At 43.7% G+C, this 17,170-nt stretch carries 18 protein-coding genes; 14 read left to right on the top strand and 4 right to left on the bottom strand.

The features are described 5' to 3' along the window. The first annotated feature begins 30 nt into the window (after positions 1 to 30). Both ACR32F_RS18720 and ACR32F_RS18715 read left to right on the top strand, forming a co-directional pair. A complete protein-coding gene (locus tag ACR32F_RS18720) occupies positions 31 to 624 on the top strand; it encodes a TetR/AcrR family transcriptional regulator (RefSeq protein ID WP_440109573.1) in 594 nt (197 codons plus the stop codon). Positions 625 to 770: 146 nt separating this feature from the next. Next, positions 771 to 1,793 carry a serine hydrolase domain-containing protein gene (locus tag ACR32F_RS18715; RefSeq protein ID WP_440109571.1) on the top strand — a complete coding sequence of 341 codons (1,023 nt, stop codon included), beginning with the start codon at positions 771 to 773 and terminating at the stop codon, positions 1,791 to 1,793. Between the two features lie 151 nt (positions 1,794 to 1,944). Here ACR32F_RS18715 and ACR32F_RS18710 read toward each other — a convergent pair whose 3' ends face one another. Beyond that, positions 1,945 to 2,949 carry a serine hydrolase domain-containing protein gene (locus ACR32F_RS18710; protein WP_440109569.1) on the bottom strand — a complete coding sequence of 335 codons (1,005 nt, stop codon included), beginning with the start codon at positions 2,947 to 2,949 and terminating at the stop codon, positions 1,945 to 1,947. A gap of 252 nt (positions 2,950 to 3,201) precedes the next feature. Here ACR32F_RS18710 and ACR32F_RS18705 point away from each other — a divergent pair, with 252 nt between their 5' ends. The 6 genes from ACR32F_RS18705 to ACR32F_RS18680 all read left to right on the top strand — a co-directional run bounded on the left by ACR32F_RS18705 (position 3,202) and on the right by ACR32F_RS18680 (position 7,148). Then, the gene (locus ACR32F_RS18705; protein ID WP_440109567.1) at positions 3,202 to 3,474 is read left to right on the top strand and encodes a DUF6809 family protein; all 273 of its coding nucleotides are present in this window, start codon (positions 3,202 to 3,204) and stop codon (positions 3,472 to 3,474) included. Between the two features lie 101 nt (positions 3,475 to 3,575). After that, a complete protein-coding gene (locus ACR32F_RS18700; RefSeq protein WP_440109565.1) occupies positions 3,576 to 4,016 on the top strand; it encodes an ankyrin repeat domain-containing protein in 441 nt (146 codons plus the stop codon). 188 nt (positions 4,017 to 4,204) lie between these two features. Next, a complete protein-coding gene (locus ACR32F_RS18695) occupies positions 4,205 to 5,512 on the top strand; it encodes an SPFH domain-containing protein (protein WP_440109563.1) in 1,308 nt (435 codons plus the stop codon). Next, positions 5,512 to 6,255 carry a hypothetical protein gene (locus ACR32F_RS18690; RefSeq protein WP_440109561.1) on the top strand — a complete coding sequence of 248 codons (744 nt, stop codon included), beginning with the start codon at positions 5,512 to 5,514 and terminating at the stop codon, positions 6,253 to 6,255. Before ACR32F_RS18695 ends, ACR32F_RS18690 begins: the two co-directional genes overlap by 1 nt. A gap of 19 nt (positions 6,256 to 6,274) precedes the next feature. Beyond that, positions 6,275 to 6,661 (top strand): hypothetical protein, encoded by a 387-nt coding sequence (locus tag ACR32F_RS18685; RefSeq protein WP_440109558.1) that lies wholly within the window; start codon positions 6,275 to 6,277, stop codon positions 6,659 to 6,661. A gap of 46 nt (positions 6,662 to 6,707) precedes the next feature. After that, entirely contained in the window at positions 6,708 to 7,148 is a 441-nt protein-coding gene (locus ACR32F_RS18680; protein WP_440109556.1) for a hypothetical protein, read from the top strand. A 121-nt stretch (positions 7,149 to 7,269) separates the two neighbouring features. Here ACR32F_RS18680 and ACR32F_RS18675 read toward each other — a convergent pair whose 3' ends face one another. Then, the gene (locus tag ACR32F_RS18675; protein ID WP_440109554.1) at positions 7,270 to 8,802 is read right to left on the bottom strand and encodes a hypothetical protein; all 1,533 of its coding nucleotides are present in this window, start codon (positions 8,800 to 8,802) and stop codon (positions 7,270 to 7,272) included. Between the two features lie 168 nt (positions 8,803 to 8,970). Here ACR32F_RS18675 and ACR32F_RS18670 point away from each other — a divergent pair, with 168 nt between their 5' ends. Then, positions 8,971 to 9,777 (top strand): helix-turn-helix transcriptional regulator, encoded by an 807-nt coding sequence (locus ACR32F_RS18670; protein ID WP_440109552.1) that lies wholly within the window; start codon positions 8,971 to 8,973, stop codon positions 9,775 to 9,777. Between the two features lie 122 nt (positions 9,778 to 9,899). After that, positions 9,900 to 10,856, top strand: a complete 957-nt coding sequence (locus ACR32F_RS18665; protein WP_440109550.1) for an aldo/keto reductase — start codon at positions 9,900 to 9,902, stop codon at positions 10,854 to 10,856. A gap of 165 nt (positions 10,857 to 11,021) precedes the next feature. Here the strand turns inward: ACR32F_RS18665 and ACR32F_RS18660 are convergent, their stop codons facing one another. Continuing rightward, a complete protein-coding gene (locus ACR32F_RS18660; RefSeq protein WP_440109548.1) occupies positions 11,022 to 11,720 on the bottom strand; it encodes a hypothetical protein in 699 nt (232 codons plus the stop codon). Between the two features lie 445 nt (positions 11,721 to 12,165). Here ACR32F_RS18660 and ACR32F_RS18655 point away from each other — a divergent pair, with 445 nt between their 5' ends. Both ACR32F_RS18655 and ACR32F_RS18650 read left to right on the top strand, forming a co-directional pair. Continuing rightward, positions 12,166 to 12,756: a cupin domain-containing protein gene (locus ACR32F_RS18655; RefSeq protein ID WP_440109546.1), complete on the top strand. Its 591-nt coding sequence runs from the start codon at positions 12,166 to 12,168 to the stop codon at positions 12,754 to 12,756. Positions 12,757 to 13,031: 275 nt separating this feature from the next. Beyond that, positions 13,032 to 13,712, top strand: a complete 681-nt coding sequence (locus ACR32F_RS18650) for a hypothetical protein (protein WP_440109544.1) — start codon at positions 13,032 to 13,034, stop codon at positions 13,710 to 13,712. Positions 13,713 to 13,931: 219 nt separating this feature from the next. Here the strand turns inward: ACR32F_RS18650 and ACR32F_RS18645 are convergent, their stop codons facing one another. Then, a complete protein-coding gene (locus ACR32F_RS18645; RefSeq protein WP_440109542.1) occupies positions 13,932 to 14,816 on the bottom strand; it encodes a LysR family transcriptional regulator in 885 nt (294 codons plus the stop codon). 112 nt (positions 14,817 to 14,928) lie between these two features. On the opposite strand from ACR32F_RS18645, the gene zwf reads away from it, so the two are divergent. Continuing rightward, on the top strand, positions 14,929 to 16,449 hold the full coding sequence (gene zwf, locus ACR32F_RS18640; protein WP_440109540.1) for a glucose-6-phosphate dehydrogenase: 1,521 nt from the start codon (positions 14,929 to 14,931) through the stop codon (positions 16,447 to 16,449). Positions 16,450 to 16,479: 30 nt separating this feature from the next. Beyond that, positions 16,480 to 17,145: a fructose-6-phosphate aldolase gene (gene fsa, locus ACR32F_RS18635; protein WP_440109538.1), complete on the top strand. Its 666-nt coding sequence runs from the start codon at positions 16,480 to 16,482 to the stop codon at positions 17,143 to 17,145. Positions 17,146 to 17,170: the final 25 nt, after the last annotated feature.

Here is a 17,170-nt window from a genome sequence, read left to right as displayed (position 1 = left end):
ATAAATAGAAGCTTAGTGTATAATGGAACTATGCCAAAAATCGTAGATCATGAACAACAAAGGAAAATCGTTGCTGCTGCGGCCATTCGAGTCATTCGAGATCATGGGCTGGAGCATGCTACCGTTCGGAATATAGCGAAGGAAGCGGAGCTATCGGTAGGTTCCATGCGACACTATTTTGCCACACAGGCCGAGCTGTTCGCCTTCTGCATGAATCTTTTTGCGGAACGGGTACAGGAGAGAGTAGAAGCGTTAGAGATGACCGGATCTGTGCTGCAGAATATGAAAAATCTGCTTTTGCAATTTCTCCCGCTGGATGAAGACAGAATTATGGAAATGGAGGTCTGGTTTTCTTTTACAGCGAAAGTGCTGGTATATCCCGAACTAAAAAAGTTAAGTGATCAGATGCATCATGGGATGTACCTGTCTGCTCAATCTGTAATTCAGGAGTTGCAGAAGCAGGGCATGACACATCGGGATCTGGATGCAGGGATGGAGACAGAGAAGTTATACGCGCTTGTAGATGGACTGGCCCTTCACCTCGTCATGCAGCCTGAAAGGCTTACGGTTGAACGAGTGGAACAAGTGATTGAACAACATTTGAGCATGTTATGTCAAACGTAAACTGCAAGGATATGAAGAAGGGGGATTACCTTGAAAAAGGGATTAGCCCTTCTTTTTTGTGAAAATTTGAAGGAATACAGCATATGATGAAGAAATAGGATGAAGAACATAACAAATACATAGATAAGTCTGTAGGTGATTTTGGAATGATTAATGTAACGGATCTGACAAGTAAGATAGAAGAAGTCATGGAACACGTTGATTTTTCGGGTGTAGTTTTGCTCAAACAAGGCGGTCAAATTCTTATGAGTATCAAACGTGGTTACGCAAATCGCAGCGAAGAGCTTCCCAATCAGGTAGATACCCGGTTCGGGATTGCTTCTGGTTGTAAAATCTTCACGGCTGTGAGTATATGCCAGCTGATTGAGCAGGGCAAGCTGTCCTATGATTCTAGGCTGACAGATGTTCTGAATATTGATTTTCCCCTCTGGGACAAAGGGGTTACTGTCCATCAGCTGTTAACACATACTTCAGGTATCCCTGACTATTTTGATGAAGAAGTGATGGAAGACTTTTCTGAATTGTGGAAAGAGAGACCTGTCTATTCCATGCGGGAGTTGAGTGACTTTCTGCCCATGTTTCAGCACCTGCCGATGAAGGCGGCACCGGGTGAGCGTTTTCACTATAACAATGCGGGATTCATCGTCTTGGGGCTGATTGTGGAGCAGCATGCAGGACAGGCCTTTGCCGACTATGTGGAAGAGCACATTTTCGAGCGGTGTGGCATGAGTGATTCAGGTTATTTTGTGACATATCAGCTTCCACGCAACACAGCGATCGGATATCTGGATCATGAGGATGGCTCATGGAGTACCAATGTATTCTCCATTCCAGTCAAAGGTGGAGCGGATGGTGGGGCGTATATTACGGCACCTGATATGATTCAATTCTGGGAGGCATTGCTGGGTTATCAATTATTGAGTGAAGAGAGCACCAAACAGTTATTAACTCCACACGCCCACTACAAGGATGAAAAATATTACGGACAGGGTGTCTGGATTAATCATAAAGGAGAAGGCATCTTTAAAATGCATGTGATGGGATTCGATCCGGGAGTGTCTTTCATGTCTTCCGTGTATCCCGACCATGATGTACAACTTGTTGTGATCTCTAACAAGGAGTCCGGTCCATATCCAGTAACGCTTGCCGTGGAAGAAGCGCTGGCATGATCGTGGTGATGCAGTGTAATGTGAGCGTTAATAACAGAATGCTACATTAGTGCAACAAGGTTAGAGCGATGACAATGACCCCCAGCCCTTCGGACCGTTCCGGGTTAAGGTTGGGGGTTAACTTTTGTAGATATGGAATAAGAAGTCCTGTCTATAACAGTTTCCATAACGGAGGGGCAAGAAGCCGAGGAAAAACATCCAGTGGAGGTTTTTCCTTCTTTCGTTTGTCATTGGTCAACACTGTAACGAGTTCCAGTTCAGGCACAACATACACGAACTGACCGCCAAACCCTCGCGCGTAATAATAGTGAAGTTTCGGTTTGTCCTGATCTGTTGGGGTGGAAGGAGTGGATATGGAGTCGGCGGAGGCCTCGGACACAACATTTCCATTATAGGTATCCACCCACCAGTGCCAGGCGTAACTGCCGCGATTAGGTGGGGTAACGGTAATGGCAGGTTTGGTAGAGAGGGCAACAAGTTCACTCGAAATCAGGGACTTCCCGTTCCACATGCCTTGCTGTAGAAACAGCTGACCGAATTTCAGCAAATCAACAGGTAACATTTTTAAACCAAATCCACCGGTATGTACACCCTGAGGGTCACTTTCCCATTCATAATCCTTGATTCCCAAAGGGCCGAACAGATAACGTTCCGCAAACTCCGCTACGGGCATACCCGTATTTTGCATGAGGATCGCAGATAACATCTGTGATACGCCTGAATTGTATTCCATATGTGTACCTGGCACATGACTTAAGCGTTGCTCCAACGCAAAATTTACCCAATGCTCGGTACGCGTCATGCGAGGGAAGGAATTTTGTCCACCGAACTCGTCCCAGTTGAAGCCGGCTGTCATGGTGAGCAGCTGTTCCAGTGTAATTTGCGGTTTGCGTGGGTCAGGATCGGACTTCAGCTGTGGGAAAAAGGTAGAGATGGGTGCTGATGCCTCGGGCAGCCATCCGTGATCCATGGCAATACAGACGAGTGCGGACAGCACACTTTTGGTGCATGAATTGATTTTGGCAATATGAGTCGCAGCCTCTTGGTTGCGATAGTGTTCGTATATGATCTCACCGCGCACGCTGACAAGACAGCTTCGCAGATCCAGCGGCGGGATGATTTGATTCAACATGGAGATTATGGATGAAGGATTCATAGTGTCCTTTCTGTAAGCTTGATTTGTTATAGAATGTTGTGGAAATAGATGTCCATTATCTTAGCATAATCTCGAGGTAGGGCTCAACAAGCATACATTTTTTTGCCAAAGCAAGCATGTAGAATGCGATTTTCTAGGAAAGTTTAAGAATCATATGCGAATATCGCATAAAACCCAATCATTTTCTGCGAATCTTATATAATGGCCTTGAGAAGAGTGAAAGACCTTTATTCGAGAAAGGAGGGCTGTGGCGTGGGAAGTATAATAGAAGAAATATATTACGGTAATCTCAGACCAGAAGAAAGTATTGTTCCTCAAGATGCTGAGTACCGCGAGTTGAATAAGAAAGTTACAGTGTACATAGAGACGCTTCAAAGCAAATTATCAAAAAATGATTTTGAGGACCTTGAACAAATGATGGATCTTATAGATCAAGTACATTCATTGTATTCAGCTGCTTGTTTTGTTCAGGGATTCAAGACAGGTGCTATGATTATGGCTGAGGTATTTACAAAAGATGAATAAGTGAATTTTGGGATAATGATATATTAAATAAATGCAAGGAGGTTACACCTTTTTTCAAAATCGGTAATCAATGAACGTTTGAAACGTTGCTCGATCACGCCATGGCGATCTACAAGGGAGATGCTGCTGCGGTAGAAAAACATATCACAGAGAGCATGGATCTCGAAAAAGAGATTTCACTCAGTAAATACATAGCTTTGACCCCACTGGACCTTGCTCTTATTACCAATCAACAGGCAGTGGTCAAGCTGTTGGTGGAGCATGGGGCTAAACTGAATGTAAAGGATAATCCAGCGATCCTCAAGGCGGTCAGATACGGCGGAGAAGAGATTATTCGATATTTACACCAGAACGGTGCAAAGTTGAACGGTTTAAGCAGGTCAAGTCCAATGCATACGATGAAGCGTATTACGGTAACATTAACTAACAGACCAGACATACAAACAACATCTGACAAGACTCAACGAATTTATATCAATGCGCCTCTTTCCGTATTTTATATGCGAAAGAGGCATATTTGTGTAGAGGTAATTCTTCGATAGGAAAAATAACACAGGAAAAATGAACTATATTAGTGCGGAAAGAGGTTAGAAATGGTAAAATAGCAATGCCTAAACATGAAATCAATATAATCATAGATTTGGGCTAAGTGATACTTTGTAAGTAGAGTTATAGTACGGATAACGATTTTGAGATTCTAGTAACTATATACTGAAGTGAGGAATTGAACATGGCAATTATTGATGTAATTAAGTATGATGGTTCACCAGATGTGTTTGCCTGGAAACATCCAGAGAATGAACTCGGAACATGGACCCAACTTATCGTGAATCAGTCTCAACAAGCCATTCTTTTCAAAGATGGTAGAGCACTCGATTTATTTGGACCGGGGCGTCACACCTTGAGTACAGCTAATATTCCTATTTTAAACCAGATTGTAAATCTTCCGTTTGGTGGTAAGTCGCCTTTTGCTGCAGAAGTATGGTATGTAAGTCAAGTTAGCGCTTTGGATGTAAAATGGGGAACAGCTAATCCGATTCAAGTACAGGATCCCAAATACAATATTATTGTTCCTGTAAGAGCTTTTGGACAGATGGGCATTAAGATCACTGATTCACGAAAATTTTTGGTCAAGCTTGTGGGTACACTGCCTGAATTCAATCAAACTAATTTAATCAATTACTTCCGTGGTTTGATTATTATGAATATTAATTCCATGCTTTCTTCATATCTAATACATAAAAAAGTTAGTGTTCTGGAAATTAATGCTTATATCTCAGAAATATCCCGACATTTTGCAGATACAATAGCTCCAACATTTGAAGAGTTCGGTATTGAATTGATTAATCTCTATATTCAAAATGTGAATCTACCAGAAGAGGACCCTTCTGTCATTCGATTGAGAGAGGCGCTGGCGCGCAAAGCAGAGATGGATATTATCGGATATACCTATCAACAGGAACGCTCTTTCGATACGCTTGAAGGTGCAGCCAAAAATGAAGGAAGCATGCAATCTGGCTTAATGGGAGCGGGACTTGGAATGGGCATGGGGGTTGGCCTAGGTGGCACATTCGGAGGCGAAATGTCCCAGATTTCACGGACAATGTCTACTACCGAAACACCAAGCATGCGCTTATGTGAGCATTGTCAACACCCGAATCAGGAAAATGCTTCTTTCTGTAGTAAATGCGGCAAGTCTTTGAAAAATGAAACAGCATTGAAAGACTGTAATCAATGTGGACATGCCATGCAAAAAGGAACCAAATTTTGTCCGAATTGTGGAGACCAATACCATGCGTGTCCTTCTTGCGGAGCAGATAATCCGGAGAATGCAAATGAATGTGTTCAGTGTCATCAACCCATGCCAAGACCATGTCCATCGTGTAATCACATCAATTTAGGTAATATCAAATTCTGTGGCAATTGTGGTTCTAGCTTGGTTTTGAAATGTAATCATTGTCATCACGAAGTGAAACCAGGTCAGAAGTTCTGTCTGGAGTGCGGCAACAATCTGCAGCAAGATGGAGGGCAGGCCTAGTGATGGTTAATCGGAGCAATCTTGTCATTTTGAATGTTATCTATCTGATCGGCATGCTGGTAACTTCCATTCTTTCAGTTACGGTGTTTAGTCATGCCATTGTATCGTTTTCTTTTTGGATGAATCTTGTGGCTTCTTATGTCGCGATTACGGCGATTTGGATCTATCTGAGGCATGTCATGCTACATATGGATCGCTTTAAACGATTTGTTCCTGGTTACACAGCGTTAGGTGTAGTATTGGTGATTTATCTGATTTGTGTAATGATATATTCTCTGTTTACAGGTTCAGCAGATCATGGTCTCCGCTGGTTCGTCTTGTTACATACGGTAACTTTAGCACTCGCCGTCATTCTGTGCGGAATCATTTTGATCTATATTCAGATTACACGTCGGAATGAAGCCGTTGAGCAAACGAAAATGGCCAATCTACATTTGATAGAGAACGCCTTGCAGCAGTTGTTTCAAACGATGGAGCACCATTCTATCCTGACGGTGGAAGAGGAACGAAAGGCAGTTCAGTCCTTAATTGAACTGGTGAAGTATAGTGATCCAATTGCTCCAGATTTACTTGAACATACGGACCATCAGATATTGATGGATATTGAATTAATGCACAGTGAGATTGCAACACAATGTAAAGCAGGGGAACTGGTAAATAGCGAGCATCTTGTTTCACAGCTATCGGGGTTAAAACTCCGTTTACAAGAACGCAATCAACATATTCTGTTAAGCAAATCATAGGGTTGGAGGAGGAACCGCAGTGAAAAGATTCTTTGGGATTATTCTAATTATCATTTCGTTCCTTATGCTCCTGTTATCTTTGCTTATGCTCTCGGAAGGAACCGATGTAGCCATTATCAGTACGATCATACTTTTTATACCTGGGGTTGTCGTGCTTGTTACGGGGATTAAAATGTGTGCTCGACCTAAATCTCATCGCAAGGCTGATAAGTATCACTACAATAACAAGCGTGACGAGAAATACGATAAGGAAAGTTATAATGAGCATAAATACAATGAGCATAAAAACAAGGAACCGCAAGAGCCTATATCTGTGAATTGTTCCGGATGCGGAGCCAAGGCCAAGGTTTACCCCAATTTATCGACGGACTGTGAGTATTGCGGAACACGGATTAGGATCTCGTAGACTAATAACATATATACCATGGTCGTGGTTGTTGGGAGGAATCATCTTGAGAAAGTTTTTCGGTATATTATTTATTTTTTATGCAATTGTGCAAGCAATCGTATTTTTTAATACGGAGAATGGTACTATATGGGCATTTATTCTTGTTGAATTTATCTTTTTATTCTTTGGTATTCGATTGCTCAGAAAAAAAAGAGTCCCGCAACGGAAATTTTATGGTGGAGACTATGGAGGCGATCTTGATCGCAAAAATGAGAATGTGCATGCTTATTCAAGTTACAATAGCAACACCGTGAGTTACACCAGTCACAATACAATCAACTATACGGAAATCAATATAGCAGATGAGGCAGACGTTGAAGAAAAGGTCGAAGAGCCGCAAAGGCAAGTTTCGGTAAGTTGCCCGGGATGTGGGGCGAAGGCGAAGGTATATCGGAAGCAATCCACGGATTGTGAGTATTGTGGGACTACAGTTGAAGCACCGTAAATTTGAATAAGGGATGCGCGAGAAAGGTCTTAGCCTGATTCCTGATTCCAATAGGAATCAGGCTTTTTCTTTCAACTCATTTTAGAAAAACAGGTCTTTCATATCTCATTTATCACCGAATCTAAAAATCCCTCATGTAATCAAACACCTCATATACTGCCTCACGATGAATCTCGATAGTACTTTCTTGACCCAGTTTCTGTTCCAGTTGATCCAGTAGCTCCATAAGAACAACGTAAATTTCCTCGCGCTCAATCGTTTCAATAAAACCAGCCTTGGCATCCATTTTGTTGAAGGTCTGTGTATAGGTTTCAACCATGGAGATGAGTTGTTTCTGGAAAGCTTCTTGGTCATTTGCGTTTTGACTCAGAAGACGAATTTCCTTTAGACATTGTTTGTACAATTGGGCCGCTTTCTTGGCATGAGTTGCCTGAATATGGGTCCGTCCATCCCAATCCCGGAAAGGATTGCTCAGATTCTCGGCAAGCCATTCCGGTTTGCGTGGTTTGCTGACTTCCAGTTCAAGCCCAGCTGCGGCCGCTTTTTTGTATCTCGTTTTGATCGATTTGGCGGCATCTGCTGGCAGGCTGGTTAGCCAGAGTCTAGCCAGTTCAGGGAGCTGTTCGGGGCCAGGAAATTGTTCCCCACTGAATCCGAACAGGTCATATGTAGTGAACTCTTGCAAATGTGTTAAATGCTGAATCGACTCCAGATTGGATAAGTTCCCCGGTTTACCCCACAGACGTAATTCCTCTAGTTCGGGATAAAGCTGTACAAGCGGCTCCAAGTCGAGTTCCTTGATTTCTCTGATAAGCAGACCTCCAAGACGTGCAACTCCGCTGACCTGTGGCAAATCTGCTGCAACATTCAACGTGATCCATCTTCCATCCTCTGCAGCCTCAATACGGAGTTCAGGAGAGAGGTTTCCTGTGAAATTCAGACTTTTCATCTTGGGGTTCAAAACGAGTCGTTCCAACCCGCTGACATCCAGGACAAGTTTGGTCAAATGACTTTTGCTGAAATCCAGTGATATTTGATGATGCTTCATCAGGTGAAGTTCATTCACCAATGGGTTATCGTTAATAAACGGAATAATCGATTCCGAATATCCGTTTATTTCAATGTGTGTCAGACAGGGCAGCTTTGCAAGTTCACCCACATCTTTCGCAGAGTGTGGACTGAAATCACGAATAGTACTTGTGTTACGACTCATTACACGATCACCAACCGTGATATCTTGGTAATCGTCCATAGCTTGTTTGAATTGAGCTCTCCGTGTTTCGTCAATGGATTCCCATTCACGCTGTAGATACAGACTGTTCCCCATCAGCCAACCCCCGCTATAACTATTGGTTTCCGCTGTGACAAGGGGAGTGACATTTCCTGCAAGAACATAATCAGAAGGAACGTTGGCTTTCACAAAGCTGTGATCAAACCGGTCTTTCCAGAAATAAAAGTTACAGATTAACGGTTTCATCTGACGGAGCTCCGCTTCATTGGGCAGTTGAACACCTGACCAGTCCAATTGCAGGACAGCGGCGAGCGGATAGGAACCTTTGCCCTCCGTTTCTTTGAATCCAGTTACCTGACAGGCAGCATATTGTTGTATTTTTTCGACGTACACACAATAAATATCTCCGATCGTTGGGACCATGTTATGCTCCTTTCGTTCTGCACGAATCAATGCTAAGCTACTTGTTAACACAGCATTCTGCAAAATATTAATAATTAAATTATATCAAAGGCATTCAGAGACTTCCATTTTTGGATAGAGTCTGTGTTACTTTGATCCATTTTTACATAAAGGGGCGGTGTATATGAGATGAGTACAGGAGCGAGCCGTAACAAAACACTGGGTGAATTTTTGAAATCGCGGAGAAGCCGCCTTCAGCCAGAACAAGTCGGATTATCGGGATCTTATGGACAGCGAAGAACTCCAGGTTTAAGGCGAGAAGAAGTGGCGGTATTGGCTGGTGTCAGTGCAACATATTACACATGGCTTGAACAGGGCAGGGAATTGGCGGCTTCGCGAGAAGTGATGGAGAGTATAGCGAGTGCACTCCAGTTAACGCTGGAAGAGAAGGATCATCTGTTTCATTTATGGGACCCGAATGCGGAGCATAAATTCATTGCTTCGTATTCTCAACTGGAGCCGGGGTGGGAGAGCATTATTGGGCAGTTGACATACCCTTCTTTTATTACGAATGAACGCTCGGAGGTACTTGCCTGGAATAAAGCTGCAGATAAGAGCCTTTTCAACTTTTCCTCAATGAAGGTTAATGATCGTTTCATGATGCGAATTTTGTTTCTGGATACATCGCTTAGGGAACGCATGCATAACTGGGAGGAATTCGCGCGGCACTCGGTAGCCGTGTTTCGGACGTACTATGACAAGTATCAGGGTGATCCTGAATTTACCAAAATAGTAGAACAGTTGAGTGAAGAAAGTGAGGATTTCCAAACGATCTGGAACCTGCACCAAGTTGGATTGAAACAAGTCAATCGTGTCCTGCTTGAAACTACTGATCGGGCAGATAGTGTTGTTTATGCGTACGATATCTTTTCCATGAATAATCTGAACAGCCAATCAGGCATTCATTGTTGTATTTACGTTCCTGTTGCCGTATAGAAGGTTGATCAGACTGGTAATCTCATTACTAGTATAAACAGAGTGTGGTTGGGAATTCGAGAGTGAAATAGAATGAACTCAAGTTCAATAGTTTCTATTTCAACATGGAAAGAGGGAACCACATGCTCAAGATAAGAACGCTGGGAAATGATAAATTACGGATATCCGGGCTCGGCCTAGGCGTGATGATGATGCCGGATAATGACGAATCCGTACATACAATTCAGGGTGCGCTGGATGCAGGAGTTACTATGTTTGATACGGCGGATCTGTATGGAGAATATGTAAAACAGCAATTCGGAGGCAATGAAAAGCTGCTTGGACGTGCACTTCAAGGTCGAAGATCCGAGGTCGTTGTTGCGACCAAATTTGGCATAACGCACACTCAGGGCCCCAAGGGAGATCCGGCCTATATTAAAAAGTCGGTAGATGCCAGCCTGTACAACTTGGGAATGGATTATATCGATCTGTATTATCAGCATCGTCCTGATCCTAATACTCCGATTGAAGAGACGGTAGGCACCCTTGCCGATCTGGTCCAACAGGGGAAGATTCGATATATTGGTTTGTCCGAAGCGCCAGTAGAGATCATTCGGCGTGCGCATGCTGTTCACCCGATTACAGCGCTCCAGACTGAATATTCATTGTGGAGTCGTGAGATTGAGGATGAGATTCTGCCGGTCTTGCAGGAATTGAACATTGGCCTGGTTCCGTACAGCCCATTGGGACGTGGCTTCCTGACAGGTCAGATCCGATCGGTGGATGATCTGCCGGAAGATGATTATCGTCGTCACTATCCACGTTTCCAGGGCGAGAACTTTCAGAAAAATCTGGAGGTTGTTGAACTGATTCAAGAGATGGCTAAGCAAAAAGGATGCACTGTTTCTCAACTTGCCCTGGCCTGGTTGCTTGGAAGGGGAGAACATATCGTTCCAATCCCGGGTACTCGTAGTCTTGAACGAGTCCGCGAAAATCTTGGCGCATTACAAGTGTCACTATCCTCCGATGAAATGGCTGAGATTGAAGGGATATCGCCAAAAGGAATTGCCACTGGTGGAAGATATCCAGGGATGGCTTGATGCACACATGAGCGTTTTTTGCATCCATCCAAAGAGCGGTTTGAATCGAATGATGCAAAAATGCAGACATAGATAAAAATGGCGCCCCAGACCGGTCTCTATAGGTCTGGAGCGTCATTTTTTAACTGATCGTGATTGAATACTAATATTACATTTCACCGTGCGTTAAGGTGTCCATTGATCATGGACGATTCCGACGAGTGTATGTTCTTCACCGATCTTCTCAAAAACAAGACGTAGTGTGCTCCAGTCTCTTCCGTCGGCTGCAGTCCCTTTGACATGAAATTCAACAAAATCATGATTGGCCTGAGGATATACTTCATATAAGTTGCTTGGATCGGAGCTTGTTGCGATATTTGCATTCACTGCGTTCTCGCCAGCCGTAATAAAGTCTTTGTTATATACATATTGCTGATGATAATCCGCATAAGTCAGTTCAATTTTATCCTCGTTACCGGGTGTGCTGCGCCACACATATTTGGTTGTATCTTGCATCAGTTTGGCAACTTCATCTGCACTGAACACCAGATCATGTTCTGGATTGATGTTGGCATAGGGAGAGAAACGTACTCCTTGATTGGATACCCATGATGAGACCGTTTGTAAATCTTCTGCCTTTAGAGCTTTAATAACCTCCGTGGATGCTTCGGTAATGGTTGGTGACTGTCCTTCCTCGGAATTATTCTCCGAATTGGGTTCCTCTGGTTCAGATGTTTGACCATCCTGATCCTGCTCGGATTGGTCTTGTACGGGCACTTTAACTTTAGGTGTCACACTCTCTTCTGGGACAGGACTGCATGCTGCAAGAGATGAAGTGATGGCAACGATCATTGCAAGAAACGTGATTTTACTTATTTTCAACATGTGTTCTCTTCCCACTTCCTTCTGCCTATTTAGTGTATTAACCTTATTGACGTTATTGAGCGCATGAAGTTACAGAGCAGGTATAAAAATTGTAATGGAATAGCTATATAAGTTGAACTAATCATTTACACAGAAACGGAGAGGACAGAAAAAACCTGAAAAAGCGAAGCGTTCGCCTTTATCACCGGATTTTCCCCTTGAGAAAAGGGAATCAAAAAAATCTGGGGATAACAGCGATTGGAAGGTTATTCTGTCATCGGAGTGTACGTGTGAATATATCTTTAGTTCAACTTATATAGCAACAGTATTATTTCTATCCTATAAGGCATACAGTACAACAATGCATGAGTGAGTGATCGAAATGGAACGACTTTTGGCATTGCGTACGCAAAACAAGGGAAGAGACAGCTCGAACACGAGCGACTTATAAGGAGGAAACAACGGAATGATTAATCCGATTCTGCAATCTCCGAATGTTCAGCTTGCGGCTGATTCCACAGCAGTTATGAATTATCAGAGGGATTCGCGCAATTATATCACCCAATTGTTTGGAGAGCAGCTGCCTGCAATCAAAAATGGATTCTTTAACGTACACATGAGCAAGGGGATTATTGTTCAGCCTCACTGGCATACGAATGTGACCGAAATGGTCGTTCTGATTAGCGGCGAGATAACCACATCAGTCTTCGATCCGTTTACACGTGAACGAATAAGTTATCACTTGAAACCGGGTCAGGTTTCGATTTTCCCGCAAGGATGGTTTCACTGGTTTGTAGCGGAGACAGATGATGTGCATCTTTTAACCATTTTTGATCAGCCTACACCGGATATTGTGCTTGGGGCTGATTTCCTCGCTGCAACGCCACCGGAAGTGGCACATCGGGCATACTGTATTGATGAGGAAGCATACGCGAAGGCGATTGCCTCTATCAAAAATGATGCCATTGTGGGGCCACCCGTTGGCGGATGTGATGAATTCGTTTCAGATCAGTCGACCAAAGCTACCAAAGCCTCCAAATCATCCAAAGGATCTTAAGGCGTAGCGACAACCTTTGCTTCCCAATATACCTGTTCAAGCCCATAACTGGAAAACTTCCGGTTGCGGGCTTATGTGTACTTCAGTTTACTTCATTGCTACCTTAAGTTCATACTATGGGATTGGTGTAAAATAGCAAAATTAACACGTTCAGATTTCTCTGTTAATATAGTTGTAACCGTTTGTATCTTTACAATAATGAGGATGGCAGGAAGATTAGCGTGAAATGATGGATGGTACATAGATGATACATCCTGAAATTGGAGGCGTTATCCATGACAATGACAGAGGCGGAAATGCTGGAAACAGCGAAGAGTTATGCACCTGTGTTGATGTTTGATCAGAATGAACCCTTTTACCCGGATTTTGTAGGTGTTTCGGTATTGGATCGTTCCGGACCCTCTCCGTCATTCAGACGAGAAGTTCATTTTCCAACTGAGGTAGTTCAATATGTCATCGAATATGCGATCTGGTGGGATTACGAGATTGGGCATTTGTATGAAATGGAGCATGTGTGGGTTTATGTTGACCATGATGGTGAAGTCGTGGACTGTGAGGCCAGCTTTCACGGCAAAGTACTGCGGGGGTTGTTGAAGGATCGGGTCAATATGGTGGGACGCCATGTCTGTCTCTATTCGCAGCCAGGCAAACACGCTTTTTCACCGCTGCCTGTTGTGTTTGAACTTTTGCCAGACTTGTACAGTGCAGCAGGTGCCAAAGCTGGATGTGACGGATTACTCGTGAATGAACTGTTTCGCGTCTATTTTGAAACCAATGATGAGATCGATGGTCAGGTTAGGGAATATTTGCAGACGAAGGCTTTTGTACCTGCCATGGTGTTCGAAGAATTCTTACTGGAACCAGCCATGTTCATGACTTGGGAGCAACTGTTTGTCATCATTCCGCAGCGAATTGCGCGCCGATTAAGTGATTTAGAACAACTGTATGCGAAGTGAATCTTTGATGTTAGATTAGTAAATAAAACGTTGGGCACGTATTTCGATGCCATGAACCATCTGTTTGGCGCAACGATCCTCGAAACGGCAGGGTTGCCATCATATTGGACGCATCTTATCTGGTCAGCATTAAATGAGACCTACAAAATGAGACCAACTAGAAGAAGAGCTTCATCATCCATGAGTGGACGGTGAGGCTCTTCTTGTTTCTACTGATTGCTAAGGGCTGAAAATAAGATCCATAAAACGGTTTGCTGCAAGAGAAATCGGCATATTTCGCTTCGTCATAATCCCCACGTGGGAAGGGGGCAGTGGGACATCCAACTGAATTTCAAAGAGAGATCCTTCTTCCAGCTCTTTGGAAATAAATTCACGCGTAACATAGGAAATGCCCAATCCTCGCCGTGCAAATTCAATTAACAGATCTACGCTTCCGACCTCTATCTCAGGTTTTAACGTATAGCCGTAGCTGTTAAACAATTCCGTTATGGCCATCCGAACCCGGCTGTTCCGGGAGAAGAGAATCAGTTGGTGCTCCATCAGCATCTCCAGTGTCATGACTTTGCCTTTCAGCTGAGCATAACGTTCACCTGCTACGAAACAATCCTTGATCTGAATACTTTCCCTAACTTCTAACTGGGGATCAACTATGGGCATACGGACAACGCCTAGGTCAATTTTTCCTTCTTTCAGGAACGTAATCACTTCCGGCGTCGTCCCGTGACTTAGATGCAGCTTGATGTTAGGGTAGAGCTCATGGAATTCTTCCAGATAGGAAAGCATGTAATGCTTGAACAGCGAATCACTGCCGCCAATCCTCAATTCGCCGTTATCCAAACTTTTCAGTGCGGCCATTTTTTCTTCCGCAAGCGAGATCAGAATCTGGGATTGTTCAATATAGGAATAGAGACTGAGACCTTCCTGTGTGAGCGCAACGCCCTTGGAATTTCGATAAAACAGGATCAGTCCGAAGCGCTCTTCAAGCTGCTTGATGGCATGACTGACGCTTGGTTGGGTGATGTAAAGTGCTTTTGCCGCCTGGGTTAAACTGCCCGTTTTGGCGGCCCAGTAAAATACCTTATATAGTTCGTAATTTGTTGTCATAGATATGGTCTATAGCTCCTGTGAAATATATTAATTACTTGTATGGCTATAAAACGTATTATAGTGTAACTAGAGCAAAGAAACCAGAGTTACTTGGAAGGAGAACGGTGAGATGGAACCAACAACCATTATTTTATTTGGTGCTACTGGCGATTTAGCCAAAAGAAAAATATATCCTGCCTTATATAATTTATACATTGAGCAGAAGCTTCCTGAATCCTTCTCATTGATTGGTCTGGGGCGCAGAGAGTGGTCTGATGAATTCTTCCAGGCACAAGTCGAGAAATCATTGAATGAATTTTCCAGACGCCAGGCTGACCCTGAAGTTGTGAAGTCATTTGTGAAGGCTTTTCGCTACAGTGTATTGAATATAAGTCATAAGGAAGATTATATAAAGTTGTTAGAAATGGTTGAGCGAAGAGAGGCACAGCTTGATCTGCCGTCCAATCGACTGTTTTATCTTTCAGTCGGTCCAGAGTTCTTCGAGCCGATTGCTGAGAACATCCAGAACAGTGGACTTGGTTCCAATGAAGGCTGGAAGCGTCTCGTGATTGAAAAGCCATTTGGTCATGATCTTCAATCCGCCCGTGATCTCAATCTCAAGTTGAGTGAAGCGTTCACGGAAGAAGAAATTTATCGGATCGACCATTATTTGGGTAAGCCAATGGTACAACGTCTTGAAACTTTGCACCAGAGCAACCCGATCATGAAGGCATTGTGGAACAACCGATACATCTCCAATGTGCAGATTACAGCCAATGAGACTGTTGGTGTGGAAGAACGGGCATCCTATTATGATCATGTAGGCGCTGTGCGAGATATGTTCCAGAATCATATGCTGCAACTGCTTATGATGATGGCGATTCAGCTTCCTTACAACAGTACCTCTGAAAAAGTCGGGTTGAAGAAAAAGCATATTATGGAGTCCATTCTGCCTTTGCAAAAGCAAACTGTGGGCGCAAGCGTCATTCGTGGACAATATGCTGAAGGTAGCATCCAAGGCAAACAGGTAAGTGGTTATGCTGCTGAACCGGGTGTAGCCGAGAATACGATGAATGACACGTTTATCGCTGCAAAATTGCAAATTGATGATTTCTTCTGGCGCGGTGTTCCGTTTTATATCCGCACGGGTAAAAGAATGAAGGAGAAATCAACACGTATCGTTATTGAATTCAAAGAACCATCAGGACAGGCTAACGTGGTGAGCAATGGCTCCAAGCCGAATCTGCTTGTCATCGAGATGAGTCCTGACCAGAGCATGACGCTACAGCTCAATGCGAGCGACCCGCAGAACAAAGGCGAATTCAAACCGGTTCATATTGATTTGTCTCCAGATCGTGAGGATCTCGCCGAAGCGTATGAGAACCTGATTCATGATGCAATGCACGGTGATCCAACGTTCTTTGCCCACTGGGACGAGGTTGAGTTGTCCTGGGCTTGGGTGCAACCGATTCTTGACGCATTTAGGGAAAACCTGTTGCCGCTTCATCTCTACCCTGCGGGAAGCTATGGACCAGCAGAGTCCGATGAGATGCTCGCAGCTGATGGTCACCACTGGTGGTTTGATGAGCCGTCTGGTCAGGATAGCGAGAATGTTGTTGGAACACCGTTGGCTGTTAATGCAAACCTGTAAAACAAAAAAATCCTTTGGAGGTAATTGAATATGAAATTTTTTATCGATACTGCAAATGTGGAAGATATCAAGAAAGCCTATAAAATCGGCGTGTTGTCTGGTGTAACTACAAATCCCTCTTTGGTAGCCAAAGAAGGCGTGAAATTTGAAGACCGCATTGAAGAAATTCTGCGTTTGGTGCCTGAAGTTGAATCCGTTTCTGCGGAAGTAACACCAGATGCAATCACAGCTGAAGAGATGATTGCTCAAGCGAATGAGTTAATCAAAATCAACAATAACGACAAAAACATTACGATCAAACTGCCAATGACACTGGCAGGATTGGAAGCTTGTCGTTACCTGACCAAAAAAGGCGTGAAAACAAACGTAACGTTGATTTTCACTGTGAATCAGGCTCTTCTGGCAGCTCGTGCTGGCGCAACGTATGTATCTCCATTCTTGGGACGTCTTGATGATATTTCCGAAGATGGCGTACAATTGATCGTGAAAGTGGCTGAATTGTTCCGCACTCATAACCTGGACGCTCAGATTATTGCGGCATCCGTAAGACATCCGGACCATGTTACGCGTGTAGCTATGGCTGGAGCACATATTGCTACCGTTCCATTCGCAGTTATTGATCAAATCTCCAAGCACCCACTGACAGATCAAGGCATGGAGAAATTCGCAGCTGACTGGAAAAAAACAGTTCAATAATAGTTAATAATTAATCCGTTCAACT

Source organism: Paenibacillus hebaui (genome assembly GCF_051934385.1).
Lineage (GTDB): Bacteria > Bacillota > Bacilli > Paenibacillales > Paenibacillaceae > Paenibacillus.
Note: the sequence above shows the minus strand (reverse complement) of the source record. Positions and strands in the feature narration are given on the sequence as shown.

What these genes read in the sequence shown, in the direction of transcription:
- ACR32F_RS18715 (WP_440109571.1), top strand. Translation starts at nt 771, where the DNA reads ATGATTAATGTAACGGATCTGACAAGTAAGATAGAAGAAGTCATGGAA.
- fsa (WP_440109538.1), top strand. Translation starts at nt 16,480, where the DNA reads ATGAAATTTTTTATCGATACTGCAAATGTGGAAGATATCAAGAAAGCC.
- ACR32F_RS18645 (WP_440109542.1), bottom strand. Translation starts at nt 14,816, where the DNA reads ATGACAACAAATTACGAACTATATAAGGTATTTTACTGGGCCGCCAAA.
- ACR32F_RS18675 (WP_440109554.1), bottom strand. Translation starts at nt 8,802, where the DNA reads ATGGTCCCAACGATCGGAGATATTTATTGTGTGTACGTCGAAAAAATA.
- ACR32F_RS18720 (WP_440109573.1), top strand. Translation starts at nt 31, where the DNA reads ATGCCAAAAATCGTAGATCATGAACAACAAAGGAAAATCGTTGCTGCT.
- ACR32F_RS18660 (WP_440109548.1), bottom strand. Translation starts at nt 11,720, where the DNA reads ATGTTGAAAATAAGTAAAATCACGTTTCTTGCAATGATCGTTGCCATC.
- ACR32F_RS18665 (WP_440109550.1), top strand. Translation starts at nt 9,900, where the DNA reads ATGCTCAAGATAAGAACGCTGGGAAATGATAAATTACGGATATCCGGG.
- ACR32F_RS18710 (WP_440109569.1), bottom strand. Translation starts at nt 2,949, where the DNA reads ATGAATCCTTCATCCATAATCTCCATGTTGAATCAAATCATCCCGCCG.
- ACR32F_RS18700 (WP_440109565.1), top strand. Translation starts at nt 3,576, where the DNA reads ATGGCGATCTACAAGGGAGATGCTGCTGCGGTAGAAAAACATATCACA.
- ACR32F_RS18650 (WP_440109544.1), top strand. Translation starts at nt 13,032, where the DNA reads ATGACAATGACAGAGGCGGAAATGCTGGAAACAGCGAAGAGTTATGCA.
- zwf (WP_440109540.1), top strand. Translation starts at nt 14,929, where the DNA reads ATGGAACCAACAACCATTATTTTATTTGGTGCTACTGGCGATTTAGCC.
- ACR32F_RS18695 (WP_440109563.1), top strand. Translation starts at nt 4,205, where the DNA reads ATGGCAATTATTGATGTAATTAAGTATGATGGTTCACCAGATGTGTTT.
- ACR32F_RS18655 (WP_440109546.1), top strand. Translation starts at nt 12,166, where the DNA reads ATGATTAATCCGATTCTGCAATCTCCGAATGTTCAGCTTGCGGCTGAT.
- ACR32F_RS18670 (WP_440109552.1), top strand. Translation starts at nt 8,971, where the DNA reads ATGAGTACAGGAGCGAGCCGTAACAAAACACTGGGTGAATTTTTGAAA.